This is a genomic window from Kitasatospora sp. NPDC005856, from assembly GCF_040629945.1.
GTDB lineage: Bacteria > Actinomycetota > Actinomycetes > Streptomycetales > Streptomycetaceae > Kitasatospora.
Window position 1 is genome coordinate 1 of record NZ_JBEXWT010000042.1, and the last position, 15163, is coordinate 15163.

Here is a 15163-nt window from a genome sequence, read left to right on the forward strand (position 1 = left end):
GCGGCCGGGAGCCTTCCCGGCCGCCCCGCGACGCCCCGCACCGGCCCCGGGTCCTCAGCTCTGCTGCGGGCCCAGGGTCAGCTGGTCCCCGTCCTTGCTGACGGCGTACCTGGGCAGCGGCTTGACCGCCGGCCCGTTGACCACCGCACCGGTCGCGGCATCGAACCGGGAGCCGTGGCAGGGGCAGTACAGCTGGCCGTTCTTCGGCGCGTCCACGGCGCAGCCGGAGTGGGTGCACACCGCGGAGAAGGCGCAGTACTGACCGGCCTTGGGCTGGACGATGTAGACGGCGTCCCCGGTGGCCGGGTCCTTGACCTGGGCCGAGCCGCCGACCGGCACGCTCGCGGCGGGCACCCCGGGGGCCGGCGCCGGGGCACCGGAGACCGGAGCCGCCGACGGCTGGGGCACGGCCGACTGCTTGGCCGCGGCCGACTTGTCCCGGCCGAAGGTGCGGGTCAGCGAGCCGGTGAGCAGCCCGGCCCCGCCGATCGCGACGGCCGCGATCCCGCCGTCCACCAGCGCCCGGCGCTTGACGTGGTCCTCGTTCAGCCCGCGCGCGCGGTCCCGCTCGGCCCGGCGGGCCAGGTAGCCGTCCACCGACAGGTACGGCGTACCGGCCAGCAGCAGCGGGGTCCAGGCCATCAGGTAGGCCAGGTCGTTGCCGAGGTAGTACGGCGAGACGCTCCAGCTGACGGTCAGCCACAGGCTGAGGTTGAGCAGCGCGCCGCCGAGCGCGGCGACCCGGCCCCAGAGGCCGAGCAGGGTGCCCAGGCCCACCGCCAGCTCGCCGAAGGCGACGGCGAGCGCGAACAGGGTCGGGTGGTCGAGGGCGGGGCCGAGCAGGAAGGAGATCGGGCTGCCGCCCGCCTTGGCGGCCTGGGTCTGCGAGACGAAGGACGCCGGGTCGCCCGCTCCGGCCAGGAAGTGGGCGTCGGAGAGCTTGTCGAGGGCGGCGTAGACGAAGGTGACGCCGAGGAAGAGCCGCAGGGGCAGCAGCGCGTACTTGGACGCGAGCGCCCGTCGCTGCGCCGCCCTGGCGGCCCGACCGGCCGTTCCCCCGCCGGCCGATCCCCCACCGGCCGGCACCGAGTTGCTGGCCTCCGACATCCCTCACACCTTCCCTCGCCGCCTGCCACTCCCTGACAGGTCCGGTCCGCATTCTGCCCGCTCCCGGCCGCTTTCGGTGGGAGGTCCCTCCCGGAGAGCGGCTCCCGCACCGCAAACGGCCGCGCCGTCGCTCCCTCCAGTACGGGAACGACGGCGCGGCCGTTCAGGCATCGGCCTCAGGACGAAGACGCGTCCCGGCGGCCGGCGGGAGTGATCACTCCCACTCGATGGTGCCCGGCGGCTTGCTGGTGACGTCGACGACGACGCGGTTCACGTCGCGGACCTCGTTGGTGATCCGGGTGGAGATCTTCGCCAGCACGTCGTACGGCAGGCGCGACCAGTCGGCGGTCATGGCGTCCTCGGACGAGACCGGGCGCAGCACGATCGGGTGGCCGTAGGTGCGGCCGTCGCCCTGCACGCCCACGCTGCGGACGTCGGCGAGCAGCACGACCGGGCACTGCCAGATCTCGCGGTCCAGACCGGCCGCGGTCAGCTCCTCGCGGGCGATCGCGTCGGCCTCGCGGAGCAGGTCCAGGCGCTCCTTGGTGACCTCACCGACGATCCGGATGCCCAGACCCGGGCCCGGGAACGGCTGGCGCTGGACGATCTCCTCCGGCAGGCCCAGCTCCTGGCCGACCATTCGGACCTCGTCCTTGAACAGCTTGCGCAGCGGCTCGACCAGCTGGAACTGGAGGTCCTCCGGCAGGCCGCCGACGTTGTGGTGGGACTTGATGTTGGCGGTACCGGTGCCGCCACCGGACTCCACCACGTCCGGGTACAGGGTGCCCTGGACCAGGAAGTCGACCGACTCGCCGTGCTCGCCGGCCTCGGCGACGATCTCGGCCTGGGCCTGCTCGAAGACCCGGATGAACTCCCGGCCGATGATCTTGCGCTTCTCCTCGGGGTCGGTGACCCCCTTCAGCGCGTTCAGGAAGCGCTCGGAGGCGTCGACGACCTTCAGCTGGACGCCGGTGGCGGCCACGAAGTCCTTCTCGACCTGCTCGGTCTCGCCCTTGCGCATCAGGCCGTGGTCGACGTAGACGCAGGTCAGGCGGTCGCCGATGGCCTTGTTCACCAGGGCGGCCGCGACCGCGGAGTCCACGCCGCCGGACAGGCCGCAGATCGCGCGCTTGTCGCCGACCTGCTCGCGGATCAGGGCGATCTGCTCGTCGACCACGCTGCCGGTGGTCCAGGTCGGGGTGATGCCGGCGCCGCGGTAGAGGAAGTGCTCCAGGACCTGCTGGCCGTGGTCGGAGTGCAGCACCTCGGGGTGGTACTGGACGCCGTAGAGCCGGGCCTCGTCGTTCTCGAAGGCCGCGACCGGGACCAGGTCGGTGGAGGCGGTGACGGTGAAGCCCTCCGGGGCGGCGGAGCAGGCGTCGCCGTGCGACATCCACACCGAGTGCTGCGCCGGGACGCCCTCGAACAGGGTGGAGCCGGAGCGGGAGACGGTCAGCGGGGTGCGGCCGTACTCGCGGGCGCCGTTGTTGTCGACGGTGCCGCCGAGGCTCTTGGCCATCAGCTGGAAGCCGTAGCACATGCCGAAGACCGGGACACCGGCCTCGAAGACCGCGCGGTCGATCTGCGGCGCGCCCTCTTCGTAGACCGACGAGGGGCCACCGGAGAGGATGATCGCCTTGGGGTTCTTGGCGAGCATCTCGGCGACCGGCATGCTGCTCGGCACGATCTCGCTGTAGACCCGCGCCTCACGCACCCGGCGGGCGATGAGCTGGGCGTACTGGGCGCCGAAGTCGACCACCAGGACGGGGTCGTTGTCCGGCGCGGACTGGACGGGAATTGCAGAGGACACAGACGGCCTTCCGGCAGCGGTATCGAGGTGTCACGCGTGGCCGCCTCCCCGGCGGGGCTGCGGCTGCGGCGGACGGTGTGGGGTGTCTGGACACCGATTCTACCGGGCTGTCCGGTTTCACTCGTCTGCCCGTCCGATGAACCGTGACCGGACGGGGCCGAGGTTCGTTGCTTCTGACGAACGTACGGCCGCGCCGCGTCCGCCAGACGCGCCGCCCGTCCCCGCGGGGGCACCGCCGTACGGGAGCAGGACCACGCGTGGAGCTCCACCCAGTCCACCGGCGCACGTGGTGCCGCCGCCCGGCCCGCCGGGCGCACGGCTCCGTGGGACCGTGCGCGGGTGCCGCGGCCGGCCAGCAGGGGACAGCGACCCCGGCCGCGACTGGGCCGCGAGGTGGGACGGCCGGAGTCCGGGGACGCCCGGGACCGGCCGTCGCACCCCCGGCCCGATCCGGTGCGCACCCCCGGCGCACTCCCCCTTCCGCCCCGTGCCGCTACGCGCGTCCCTTTGCGCCGCAACCACCCGAACCACTACGCACCGTGATCATCGATGGCGGCCCCGGCGGGAAATGGTCTGTGCCGAACTGTGCCGAACCGGTTGCAGAGCGAGCCCCTCGTCCAGCACGATGCTCGTTGTAAGCGGTTCTCCCGGCGCCTCACGGCTCACCGAGGAGGCCCGCGACGGCTTTCTCCGCAGCCGCGCCGCAGGGAGCGGCAGCGGTCGTCAGTTCACGCTCCGTGAGCGCGGGACCGGCGCAGACCTGTGCGCCGACCCGCCCGCACGGAGGTGCACGCCCCGCGAGACCGGCCACCCACGCCGGAGCCGCGCGGCGCACCCCCAGCCAACCGACACGACGGCGCTCCTCCCCCGGCGCCGTCACCCCAGCACCGGCGCGGCCCTGACGCCGAGTGCTGAACGACAAAGGGCCCCGTTCCCCCGCGGGGCCCTTTGCCCTTTTGCCCTTCGCCTTCTCCCTCTGTCTCCATCCCCCTGCCGTCGCGCTCGCGCTCTCCCGTCCGCCCCGCGCGGCGGACCCAGAGGTGGACCCAGGGGTGGACCCAGAGGTAGACGCAGAGGTCGGCTCAGAGGTCGGCTCAGGGGTGACTCAGGGGTGCTCGCGCCAGACGCTCGGGTCGACCGGCTCCTCGACCGGCCGCGGCGACACCGCGCCGGGCACCGGCGCCCCGCCCGCCGGGGCGGGCGACTCCTCGTGCGAGGCGAGCACCTCGCTCACCCCGTCCCCGGGCGCGAACGGCGCGTCCTGCGGCGCGGCGGCCTGCGCCGGCACGCCGTACCCCGGCACCGGACCGCCCTGCCGCACCGGAACGCCGTGCGCCGGCGTCGCGTACGGCACCTCCGGCGGCACCGTCCCCGGGTGCGGCGCGGCGCCCTGGGCGTGGGCGAACGGGGACTCGGCGTACGGCACCGCCCCGCTCGGCGCGCCCGCGCCCCGGTCGCGGACGGCCACCAGCAGCGGCGGCACCAGCAGGGCGCCGACCAGCGCCCAGACCGCGTTGGCCACCAGCGTGCCGAGGAACACCAGCCCGACCGAGGACTCCTGGGAGAACTCCATCCGACCGGCCTCGCTCCAGCCCGTCATGGACGTGGTCTCCACCAGCCGCGCCCCGGCGACCGCCATCAGCAGGGTGAGCGCCCCGGCGTACAGGGCCGCCAGGCGCAGCCGGTCGGCCGTGTCCAGGCGCCGCCGGTACGCCCACCAGCCGAGCACGCCCGCCGCGACGAGCGCGATCAGGCCGGCCCAGCGCCAGTCGGCGCTCAGGTCCCGCAGGTCGAAGAAGGAGAACTCGGTGTCGGTGGTGCGGTCGCGCCACGAGCTGCCGCCCTCACCGGACAGACCGCTGTGCGCCCGGAAGCCCGCCCCCGAGCCGAAGCCGAGCAGGCCGAGGCCGAGGTTGGGCAGGAAGGCCAGCGAAACCCCGGTCAACGTCCCGTCGTCGCTGTTCAGCGCGACCAGCAGGAAGGCCACCACCGAGGAGAGCCCCACCGCGACCGCGAGCGCCTGGCCGGCGGTCAGCGCGGCCACCGCCCAGCCGCGCACCGAGCGGCTGCGCCAGGCGGCCCAGCGCAGCGCGTCGGTGCCGTAGACGAGGAAGGTCAGCAGGGCGGCCGGCACGACGGTCCAGGCGACCGCCTCCAGCCAGCCGGAGTCCGCGGTGATCAGCAGCTCCGACTTCGCTCCGGAGTCGAAGTAGTCGGACTTGACGCCACGGCCGTCCGGGTTCCACTCCGTACCGCCGACCAGGCCGAGCACCAGGCTCACCGCGGCGAGGACCGCCGCGGTGCGCATCGCCTCGGCTGCGGCCTGCCCCCGGGTCAGCTGTCCCTCCACCGCCTTGCGCCGGCGCAGCCCGGCCCGCAGCCCGAGCCAGAGCGCCAGGCACCACAGCACGGTGACGGTCATCGGCAGCATCCGGACGCTCTCGCTCCAGCCGGCCTGGCCCCGGCTCACCGAGCTCTGGTAGGCGAGCCGGAACGGCGCGCCGAGCGCGCTCACGGCCATCGACAGCATCGCGCCGAAGCGCTCGCCGAAGCCGGGCGCCTCGAACCGGTACTGGTACTGGTAGCCGCTCGGGATCGCCGCGATCAGCGCGACCGCCATCAGGACGAGGGTCGGTGCGACGGCCACCTTGACCGCCGGGCGCCAGTCCGCGGCCGTCAGCAGGCGCCGGAGGGCGGGCTGCCGGTCGTACGTCTGCCCGGCGCCCCAGCTGCCCAGGGCGGGCGGGGCCACGGCCGTCGGCCCGTACTCCGGCTGCGGGACGTACCCCGGCTGCGGCCCGGGCCCCGACTGCGGGACGGACCCCGGCTGCGGGGCGTGCTCCGGCTGCGGGACGGACGGGGCCGCGGCCGGCAGGGCCGGCGGGGCGGAGGGCACCGCGGGCACCGCGGGCGGCGGGGGCGCGAACGGCCGCCCGCAGGACCCGCAGGCGGGCGTCCCCTCTTCCGAAGTCGCCCCGCACGATGTGCAGTTGGCCATGCCGGCTTCCCCCCGCTCGACGAGTTCCTGGCCGCCCCAGGGAGCCCGTTTATCCCATCGGACCCGAACGGATGTCAACCGGGAACCGGCGCGGGCGGATCGGCCCGCGGACCGGTCTCAGTCGCGCTTCTTCGGGACCTCCGGGACGGGCAGCAGCGGCAGTCGCAGCGCGCCGAACGCGCCCTCGGGCACGGCCGGCCGCACCGGCGCCACCGCCGCGACCCGCCGGTACTCCTCGCCCTGGACCGGGCGCTGGTCCGCCTCGCCCTTGTTCGGCCACATCGACAGCGCGCGCTCGGCCTGTGCGGTGATGGTGAGCGAGGGATTGACGCCCAGGTTGGCGGAGACGGCCGAACCGTCCACCACGCTGATCCCCGGGTAGCCGTACAGCCGGTGGTACGGGTCCACCACGCCGGTCTCGGGGGCGTCACCGATCGGGCAGCCGCCCAGGAAGTGCGCCGTCATCGGGATGTCGAAGATCTCGCCGACGGTGCTGCCGGGGAAGCCGTTGATCTCGTCGGCCAGCGCCTGGGCGCCCTGCTCGGCCGCCGGGATCCAGGTCGGGTTGGGTTCGCCGTGGCCCTGGCTGGAGGTGAGCCGGGCCTTGCCGAGCGGGCCCTTCTTCAGGGAGACGGTGATCGAGTTGTCGAGCGACTGCATCACCAGGCCGATGATCGTCTTCTCGGACCAGCGGCGCTGGTTCATCGAGCGGGCGAAGGTCACCGGGTGGAGCGCCGAGTTGCCCAGGTAACGCAGCCAGCGCGGAATCGTTCCGCCGCCCCTGACCTGGGCGATGGACAGCGCGCCCATCGCGTTGGAGCCCTTGCCGTAGCGGACCGGCTCGATGTGGGTGTTGGCGTCCGGGTGGATCGAGGAGGTGATCGCCACGCCCTTGGTGAAGTCCGCCTTGGTGCCGTAGCGCCGGTCGGTGGTCTGCGCGCCCACCAGGGCCTCGGAGTTGGTCCGGGTCAGCTCGCCCAGCCGCTGCGAGATCCGGGGCAGGTGGCCGCCGTCGCGCATCCGGTGCAGCAGCGTCTGGGTGCCGTAGGTGCCGGCCGCGACGACCACCCGGGCCGCGGTGATGGTCCGCGCGCCCGCCTTCACCCGGTCGGTCTTCGAGCGCGCGTCGGTGCGGCGCACGTCCACCGCGAAGCCGCGCTCCCCCTCGGCCCCGCCGATCTCCCTGATCCGGGCCACCGTGGTGAGCGGGTGGATCTGCGCGCCGCCCTTCTCGGCCAGGTACAGGTAGTTCTCGGTGAGCATGTTCTTGGCGCCGTGCCGGCAGCCGGTCATGCACTCGCCGCACTCCACGCAGGCCTTGCGGGCCGGGCCGGCACCGCCGAAGTACGGGTCGGCCACCTCGTCCCCGGGGGCCGCCTTGGCGGCGCCCCCGGCGTCCTCGCCGTCGCCGAAGAAGACCCCGACCGGCGCCATGTGGAAGGTGTCGGCGACGCCCATCCGCTCGGCGGCCGCCTTGAGGTGGACGTCGGAGGGGGTGAGGGTCGGGTTGAGCCGGACTCCGAGCATCCGCTGCGCCTGGTCGTAGAACGGCGCCAACTCCTGCTGCCAGTCGGTGATGTGGCGCCACTGGCGGTCCTCGAAGAAGGCCTTCGGCGGCACGTACAGGGTGTTGGCGTAGTTCAGCGAGCCGCCGCCGACCCCGGCGCCGGCCAGGATCAGCACATTGGCCAGCAGGTGGATGCGCTGGATGCCGTACAGGCCGAGCTGCGGCGCCCACAGGTAGTTCGGCAGGTCCCAGGAGTTCCTGGGCAGTTCGTCGCGGTCGAAGCGCCGACCGGCCTCCAGGACGGCGACCCGGTAGCCCTTCTCGGTCAGCCGCAGCGCCGCGACCGAACCGCCGAAGCCGGACCCGACCACCACCACGTCGTAGTCGAACTCCGCCGCACCACCGGACTGCACCATCTGCCACCGCTCCTTCGCCGGGTGAACCTGTCTGTGCGGGCGGCGAGCCGGGCCCCGCGCGTACGGGGCCCGGCTCGCCGCCCGGCCTGCTTCTCGCCGCCTGGCCTACTTGAAGCGCAGTGCCTTGAGCGCCCGCAGGCCGCCGGTCATCACGGCGGCGAACTGCTTGTCGTCCAGGCCGAACGAGGGCGCGATCGGCAGCAGCCGCTGGGTCGCGATGGTCTGCGCCTCGGTGAAGCGGAGGATGCCCTCGGCGCCGTGCCGGCGGCCCAGCCCGGAGTCGCCCATGCCGCCCATCGGCGAGGCGACCGAGCCGTACGCGGCGGCGTACGCCTCGTTGACGTTGACCGTGCCGGTGCGCAGCCGGGCCGCGACCGTCCGGCCGCGCCGCGGGTTCCTGGTCCAGACGCTGGAGTTCAGGCCGTACGGCGTGGAGTTGGCGGCGGCCACCGCCTCCTCGTCGGTGTCGAAGCGGTAGACGGAGACGACCGGGCCGAAGGTCTCCTCGGCGCAGACCGCCATGTCCGGGGTGACGCCGTCGAGGATGGTCGGCTCGAAGAAGAACGGGCCGAGGTCCGGCCGGGCACGCCCGCCGGCCACCACGGTGGCGCCCGCCTTGACGGCCTCCTCGACGTGCCGGGTGGTGGTCTCCAGCTGACGGACGGAGACCAGCGAGCCCATGTCCGCGCCGTACGCGAGGCCGCCGCCGAGGCGCAGCGCCCGGGTGCGGGCGGCGAAGCGCTCCAGGAACTCGTCGGCCACCGAGCGGTGCACCAGCAGCCGCTCGATCGAGATGCACAGCTGGCCGGCGGAGGAGAAGCAGGCCCGTACGGCACCGGCGGCGGCCGCGTCGAGGTCGGCGTCGGCGAGCACCAGCATGGCGTTCTTGCCACCGAGTTCGAGCGAGGCGCCGACCAGCCGGGCGGCGGCGCGCTGGGCGACGTCGCGGCCGGTCCGGGTGGAGCCGGTGAACGAGACGTAGTCGGCGTGCTCCACCACGGCGGGGCCGATCACCGGGCCGTCGCCGATCACGATCTGCCACAGGTCGGCCGGCAGCCCGGCCTCGACCAGCAGCTCGCGGGCCCACAGCGCGGTCAGCGCGGTCTGGGTGTCGGGCTTGTTGACCACCGCGTTGCCGGCCACGAAGGCGGGCAGGGCGTCACCGATGGACAGCTCCAGCGGGTAGTTCCACGGCGAGATGTGGCCGACCACACCCTTGGGCCGACGGGCCTCGACGGCGTGGGTGAGCACCGGCAGCGCGCCGCCGCGCCGCTTGTCCTTGAGGTACCCGTGCGCGGCCCGCCCGTAGTGCCGGGCGGCCATGGCGACGGCCAGCACCTCCTCGAAGGCGTGCGGCCGGGCCTTGCCGGTCTCCGCCTGGATGAGGTCCAGCACCTCGTCCTGCCGCTTCAGCAGCAGGTCGTGGAAGCGCAGCAGGACGGCGGCCCGGCGGCGCACCGGCAGCGCGGCCCAGGCGCCCTGGGCGCGGCGGGCCAGCTGGAAGGCGACCTCGACGTCGGCCGGGGTGGACCGCGGCAGGCTGGCCAGCCGTTCGCCGGTCAGCGGGGCGACGGTCTCCACCAGGTCGGGCTCGCCGGTGGCCGTGACGCCGGCAGCCAGCCTGGCGACCAGGGACGGCGGGACGGCCGCGGCGACGGTGCGAGCGCCGCCGGGGGCCGCCGGATTGCCGGCGCCGGGGTGTTCGGTGGCCACTGCATCTGCTGTGAGGTCCGACATACGGCGCAGCCTAGGCGTTCGGCGGCCGGTCCGGTACCCGTCGGTAACAAGAATCTGCCGCAGTCGGGCGAAAGCGGGCGCTCCGCCCGGCGCCGGTCAGCGGGTCGGGGTGAAGCTGTTGAGCACCGCGTAGAAGCGCTGCTCGGCCTCGTTCCACTCGCCGCCCCTGTCCGGGCTGGACGAGTAGATCGCGTAGCTGGTGCCGTCCGGGCTGATGAACTCGGTCTCGATCGCGCGCCGGCGGCCACCCTCCTTGGCCAGGTAGCTGAACTCCCAGACCGCCGCCTCCTGGCCCTTCACCGCCGTGCCGGCCATCCGGTGCTGCTTGTAGTCCTTGAGCGACTTGGAGACGTTGGTCTCCATCTGCCGCATGTGCTCCAACGGCTTGACCGACTGGCCGACGGTGACGGCGAACTGGAGGTAGTGCACCTTGCCGTCGGGGCTGTAGTAGATCTGGTTGTCCCCGGTGCTGATCCGCTGCCAGGACGGGGTGCCGTTCGGCAGCGGGAAGCGGAAGCCGGCCGGGTCGTCGACCCAGTGGTAGCCGCTGGGCGGTGCCACCGCGGGGGTGGCGTCGCTGGTGGGCTCGGGCCCGGTGGACTCGGCGGCCGTGGGCGTCGGGTCGTTGGGGGTGTCGCCGCCGACCACGTGCCGGGTGACCAGGAAGGTGCCCGCGGCGGCGAGCAGGCCGACGGCCACCGCGACGCCGACGATCTTCAGCAGGCTGCGGCGCTTGGCCGGCCCGCGCGCGGGCGCGACGGAGTGCGGCCCCGGCGCGACGGGCCCGGTCTGCGCCTGGGCGGCGATCTGCGCGCCCCCGGCGGTGTCCGGCCCGGCAGGCGCGACGGGCGCGACGGGCGCGGCGGCCTTCGGCTCGGTCGGCTCCTCGGAGCCCTCGACCGGCTCCGCCGCCGGCGCCGGGCCCTCGCTGCGGTCCACCACCGGCACCGACCGGGTGGGCGTGCGCACCGCCGCGACGGACTTCAGGCCCATCGTGTGCCCGGCCTGCACCTCGGCCAGCATCCCGGCCGCCTCGTCCGCGGTGGGCCGGTCGGCCGGGTCCTTGGCCATCAGCGCGGCCAGCACCGGTCCCAGGGGGCCGGCCCGCCGCGACTCCGGCAGCGGCTCGTCGACCACCGCGGCGAGCGTGGTGATCGGCGAGTCCCGCCGGAACGGCGACTGGCCCTCGACCGCCGCGTACAGCGTCGCCCCGAGGCCCCACAGGTCGGAGGCCGGCCCGGGCCGCTCGCCCTGGGCGCGCTCCGGCGCCAGGTAGTCCGGCGAACCGACCAGGTCGCCCGGCCGGGTCAGCTCCGTCGAGCCCTCGTAGGTCGCGATGCCGAAGTCCAGCAGCACCACCCGCCCGGTGCCGCGCTCCAGCAGCACGTTGGCCGGCTTCACGTCCCGGTGCAGCACACCCAGCTGGTGGCCCCGGTGCAGCGCGGCCAGCACCTGGCTGCCGACCTCGGCGGCGGCACGCGGCTGCAGGGTGCCGTCCTGACTGATCACGTCGGCCAGCGAACGGCCGTCGACCAACTCCATCACGATCCACGGCCGGCCGTCCTGCTCCAGCACGTCGTGCACGGTGATCACGCCGGGGTGCTTGATCCGCGCGGCCGCGCTGGCCTCGCGCTTCATCCGGGCGTGCAGGATCTGGAGGTCCTCCTCGGGGAGGTGGTTGACGGTCAGCTCCTTGACCGCCACCTCGCGGTCGAGCATCCGGTCCCAGGCCCGCCAGACGGTGCCCATGCCGCCCCGGCCGAGCCGCTCGCCGAGCTCGTACCGCCCGGCCAGCAACCGCTCCGCCTCGGCCGCCTCCGGCCGGTCCTGCACGCCCATCTGCGCCCGCTCCCCCACACATTCCGCCTGCCGTCACCGCGACGGAGGGCCTGGTGCAGACCACTGTTCGAACAAATCCCACGCACACATTAGGCGCACCCTGCCGCCCCCGGTAATCACGCCCACCCGCTGGACCGCAGGACCGGAACCCCGGCGGATCGTCAGCCCGCGAACAGCACCACCGCGACAATTCCCAGCGCGAGCAGCACAAACACTCCACCCACCAACAGCGGGCCCAATAGGGAGGGGGGTATCCGGGGTGGCTTCGCACCGTTTCCTGCCCCGAAGTCCCCGCCGTTCCCGCCCTTTCGGGCACTCCTTCCGCTCCGCGACCGCGGCCCCCGGGACACCGGCGGCGCCTGCGGCGCGGGCACCGCGACCGCCGCCACCCGCTCCTCGTCCACCGGCTCCGGCGCCCCCGCCAGCAGCTCCGCCAGCTCCCCGCGCACCGCCTCCGCCGTCGGCCGCCGCCCCGGGTCGGACTGCAACAGCCGCTCCACCAGCGGCCCGAGCGGCCCGCACACCACCGCGGGCTCGCGGCGCCCGTCCCGCACGGCCGTCACCAGCTCCGGCACGCTCCCCTCCGGGTACGGCGAGCGGCCGGTGACCAGCCGCTGCACCAGCACCCCGAGCGCCCAGCAGTCGCCCGCCGGGCCGCCGTCCAGCGGCCAGCGCTCCGCCACCGGCCCGACCAGGTTCGCCCGCACCTCGTACCGGCGCCGCCCGCCCGGCCCGCCGAGCTCCTCGGCCAGCGCCTCCTGCGCCACCCCGGCGAGCAGCCCGCCGAGCATCGCCGCACCGTCCTCGCAGACCAGCACGGACTCCGCGGTCAGGGCGCCGTGGGTCAGCCCGGCCGCGTGCAGCGCCCGCAGCGCGCCGGCCAGGTCCGCCGCCAACTCGGCCACCCGGTACGGCGGCAGCGGCCCGTCGACGAGCAGCTCGGCCGCCGTCCACCCGACCGGCCGCTCCTCCACCGTCCACAACAGCTCGCCGTCGACGAACGCGCCGACCCCCCGCAGCAGCCGCGGGTGCGCGACCGGCGCGGCCGAACCGACCGCCGCCACCCGCCGCACCAACCGGTCCGCCTGCGCCGCGGCGGCGTCCTCCGGATCCTGCCCCACCGTCAGCAGCCCCGGCAGTTCCAGGGCGCTCAGCAGCACCGATTCACCGGTCCGCTCGTCCACCGCGTGGGCGCGCAACGGTTCGGGACGGTCCGTCAGCCGGTACCGCCCCGCCAGCAACAGCCCGGAGCCGCCTCGCATGCCAGTTCCTCTCGCTCGCCGACCAGCCTACTGAGCGGCTCCCTTAGGCTCGATCCCATGGACTGGACCGATCTGATCGACACCGCCCTCGAGGCGTCCGGAAACAGCAGCAAAGCCCACCAGGCCGAGGCCCTCCGAGCCTTCGCGGCGACCGTCATCGACGACGAGAAGCCGGTCGCCTCCACCGCCGGGCGCCACCCGGAGCACTTCCGCAAGGGCATGCTCGTGCTGACCACCCATCGGCTCCTGTTCCTGAAGGACGGGAAGCCGCCGGTCCCGGTTCCGCTCGCCGCCGTCACCGACGCCACCGTGACCCGCACCAAGCTCAACGGCGAAGTGCTCCTGGTGGTGGCGCTCACCGGCTCGCACCGCTTCGAGGACGTGGTCAAGGCCGAGTTCTTCGCCGAACAGCTCCGGACCGCCGCCCGCGCCGCCCGCAACGCCCCCAAGGCCGTCGCCGCCGTCGCCCCGGTCGAGGCCGCCACCGGCGACCAGCTCATCGGCCAGCTCGAACGGCTGGCCGCCCTGCGCTCCTCCGGCGCCCTCACCGAGGACGAGTTCACCCGCGCCAAGCAACGCCTGATCGGTTAGAGGGCCGACCTTACGGCGCCGGCTGGAAACTGTTGAAGACGACGTCCCGGACCGGGGCCTGGGCGGCCCACTCCGCGTCCGGGACGATCCAGTAGATCGAGTACCCGTACTTGGCCGGGGTCCCGGTCACGAAACCGCGGTTGAGCGAGTGCATCCTGGGCGTGCCGTTGGTCCACTCCCAGTCCGCGGCGTTGGTCCACTGCCGGTAGGTGATCGCCGAGAGGTTCAGCCGCTGGTAGTTGCTCACCTGCCCACGGACGTTCGGCTCCGATTCCTGCCAGTCGGCGACCGCGCTCGCACCGGGCGAGGTGGTCCACTCGATCCGCAGCTGGCTGCCGTCCGCCGCGTTCTTGAAGATCCGCCGGTTGGCGTCCGTCCCGGTCGGCTGCAGACCGTCCGGCAGCACGACCGAGAAGCCGCTCGGGTCCTTGTACTCGTGGTACCCGGCCGGCACGGCCCCCGGCACGGGCTGCGCCGGCGTCTGGACCGGCGCCGGGGGCTGCACGGGAGCCGCGGGCGCACCGGCGGACTGCGCGGGCGCGTCCGGCACGGTGGCCGGGGCACCGGTCGGCTGCGGCGCCGGCTCAGACGCCGGCGGCGCCGTCGCACCCGGGCTCGGCACCGGCCCCGTACTCGCCGCCACCGACGCGCCGGCCCCCGCGCTCTGCGCGTCCCCGCCGTCGCCGACCATCCGCACCACCGCCACCACCCCGGCGATCAGCAGCAGCACCACGACCACGGTGGCGATGGCCAGCCGCCGCCGGCCGGTGCGCGGATCGGCCCCGGCCGCCTGCGTCGCCCCCATCGTCCACTCACTGGTCACCGGCCGGATCGGCTCCGACTCCGACTCCGGCTCCGGCTCCGGCTCCCCGGACGGCTTCCCGACGGGCTCCTCGTCCTGGGCCCGGCTACCGACCCGGACCGTCCCCAGCAGCCCGCCCACGGGCGGCCTGCGGCCCTCCTCGGACCGCTCCGTCTCCTCCTTCGCGGGCTCCGGCGCCGCCTTCTCCACCGGCACCGCGTGCTCGGTGGTCGACTCCGCCCGCGCGGTCGACTCCGCGACCACCCGCTTGAGCATCGACCGGGTCTGCGAGGCGTCCAGCCGCTCGGCCGGGTCCTTCGCCAGCAGCCCCTCGATCACCGGCCGCAGCGGCCCGGCGTTCACCGGCGCGGCCAGGTCCTCGGTCATCACCGCCGTCAGGGTGGCCAGCGCCGAGCCCCGGTCGTACGGCGGCCGGCCCTCGACCATCGCGTACAGGGTGCCGCCCAGCGACCACAGGTCGGCCGGCGGCCCGGGCTTCTGCCCACGGGCCCGCTCCGGCGAGATGTACGAGGGCGCGCCGACCAGCATCCCGGTCGAGGTGACGGACGCGTCGCCCTCCACACTGGCGATCCCGAAGTCGGTGAGCACCACCCGGCCGTCCTCGCCGATCAGCACGTTGGACGGCTTGACGTCCCGGTGCAGGATGCCCAGCGCGTGCGCCGCGCTGAGCACGCCCAGCACGTCCAGCGCGATCTCGGCGGCCCGGACGGGCTCCAACGGGCCGTCCTCCCGCACCACGTCGGCCAGCGAACGGGACTCGACCAGCTCCATGACGATCCACGGCCGGTCGTCCTCGTCGACCACGTCGAAGACCGTCACCGCCGAGTTGTGCCGGATCCGCGCGGTCGCCTTCGCCTCGCGCAGCGTCCGGGTGATCAGCCGGTGCTTCTCCTCCTCCTCGACGCTGGCGTTCATCCGCAGTTCCTTGACCGCGACGGTCCGGCCCAGCATCTCGTCCTCGGCGCGCCAGACCGTACCCATGCCACCGCGCCCGAGCACGCCGTTCAGGCGGTAGCGGCCGGCCAGGAGGCGGCCGGTGGAACCCTGCGCCTGGGTCATTCGGAACGTTCCCC

The 15163-nt window shown here is 74.4% G+C and carries 9 protein-coding genes; 1 reads left to right on the top strand and 8 read right to left on the bottom strand.

Going from position 1 to position 15163, the window contains the following annotated elements; all coding sequences use genetic code 11:
* Nucleotides 1–54: 54 nt before the first annotated feature.
* The 7 genes from ABZ449_RS24070 to ABZ449_RS24100 all read right to left on the bottom strand — a co-directional run bounded on the left by ABZ449_RS24070 (nt 55) and on the right by ABZ449_RS24100 (nt 12676).
* Complete coding sequence (locus ABZ449_RS24070) at nt 55–1107, bottom strand: Rieske 2Fe-2S domain-containing protein (RefSeq protein ID WP_360349391.1); 1053 nt, start codon at nt 1105–1107, stop codon at nt 55–57.
* A gap of 214 nt (nt 1108–1321) precedes the next feature.
* Nucleotides 1322–2917 (bottom strand): glutamine-hydrolyzing GMP synthase, encoded by a 1596-nt coding sequence (gene guaA / locus ABZ449_RS24075; RefSeq protein ID WP_360349394.1) that lies wholly within the window; start codon nt 2915–2917, stop codon nt 1322–1324.
* A gap of 1105 nt (nt 2918–4022) precedes the next feature.
* The gene (locus ABZ449_RS24080; protein ID WP_360349397.1) at nt 4023–5813 is read right to left on the bottom strand and encodes a hypothetical protein; all 1791 of its coding nucleotides are present in this window, start codon (nt 5811–5813) and stop codon (nt 4023–4025) included.
* A 219-nt stretch (nt 5814–6032) separates the two neighbouring features.
* Nucleotides 6033–7838 carry a GMC family oxidoreductase gene (locus ABZ449_RS24085; protein WP_360349400.1) on the bottom strand — a complete coding sequence of 602 codons (1806 nt, stop codon included), beginning with the start codon at nt 7836–7838 and terminating at the stop codon, nt 6033–6035.
* Between the two features lie 105 nt (nt 7839–7943).
* On the bottom strand, nt 7944–9575 hold the full coding sequence (locus ABZ449_RS24090; RefSeq protein ID WP_360349403.1) for a succinic semialdehyde dehydrogenase: 1632 nt from the start codon (nt 9573–9575) through the stop codon (nt 7944–7946).
* A 96-nt stretch (nt 9576–9671) separates the two neighbouring features.
* Nucleotides 9672–11414, bottom strand: coding sequence for a serine/threonine-protein kinase (locus ABZ449_RS24095; protein ID WP_360349406.1), 1743 nt, complete (start codon nt 11412–11414; stop codon nt 9672–9674).
* A gap of 161 nt (nt 11415–11575) precedes the next feature.
* On the bottom strand, nt 11576–12676 hold the full coding sequence (locus tag ABZ449_RS24100; protein ID WP_360349409.1) for a hypothetical protein: 1101 nt from the start codon (nt 12674–12676) through the stop codon (nt 11576–11578).
* A 57-nt stretch (nt 12677–12733) separates the two neighbouring features.
* Between ABZ449_RS24100 and ABZ449_RS24105 the strand changes: the two genes are divergently transcribed.
* A complete protein-coding gene (locus ABZ449_RS24105) occupies nt 12734–13267 on the top strand; it encodes an SHOCT domain-containing protein (protein WP_360349411.1) in 534 nt (177 codons plus the stop codon).
* A gap of 10 nt (nt 13268–13277) precedes the next feature.
* Here ABZ449_RS24105 and ABZ449_RS24110 read toward each other — a convergent pair whose 3' ends face one another.
* On the bottom strand, nt 13278–15149 hold the full coding sequence (locus ABZ449_RS24110) for a protein kinase (RefSeq protein ID WP_360349414.1): 1872 nt from the start codon (nt 15147–15149) through the stop codon (nt 13278–13280).
* Nucleotides 15150–15163: the final 14 nt, after the last annotated feature.

What these genes read in the sequence shown, in the direction of transcription:
- ABZ449_RS24070 (WP_360349391.1), bottom strand. Translation starts at nt 1,107, where the DNA reads ATGTCGGAGGCCAGCAACTCGGTGCCGGCCGGTGGGGGATCGGCCGGC.
- ABZ449_RS24110 (WP_360349414.1), bottom strand. Translation starts at nt 15,149, where the DNA reads ATGACCCAGGCGCAGGGTTCCACCGGCCGCCTCCTGGCCGGCCGCTAC.
- ABZ449_RS24105 (WP_360349411.1), top strand. Translation starts at nt 12,734, where the DNA reads ATGGACTGGACCGATCTGATCGACACCGCCCTCGAGGCGTCCGGAAAC.
- ABZ449_RS24090 (WP_360349403.1), bottom strand. Translation starts at nt 9,575, where the DNA reads ATGTCGGACCTCACAGCAGATGCAGTGGCCACCGAACACCCCGGCGCC.
- ABZ449_RS24100 (WP_360349409.1), bottom strand. Translation starts at nt 12,676, where the DNA reads ATGCGAGGCGGCTCCGGGCTGTTGCTGGCGGGGCGGTACCGGCTGACG.
- ABZ449_RS24085 (WP_360349400.1), bottom strand. Translation starts at nt 7,838, where the DNA reads ATGGTGCAGTCCGGTGGTGCGGCGGAGTTCGACTACGACGTGGTGGTG.
- ABZ449_RS24095 (WP_360349406.1), bottom strand. Translation starts at nt 11,414, where the DNA reads ATGGGCGTGCAGGACCGGCCGGAGGCGGCCGAGGCGGAGCGGTTGCTG.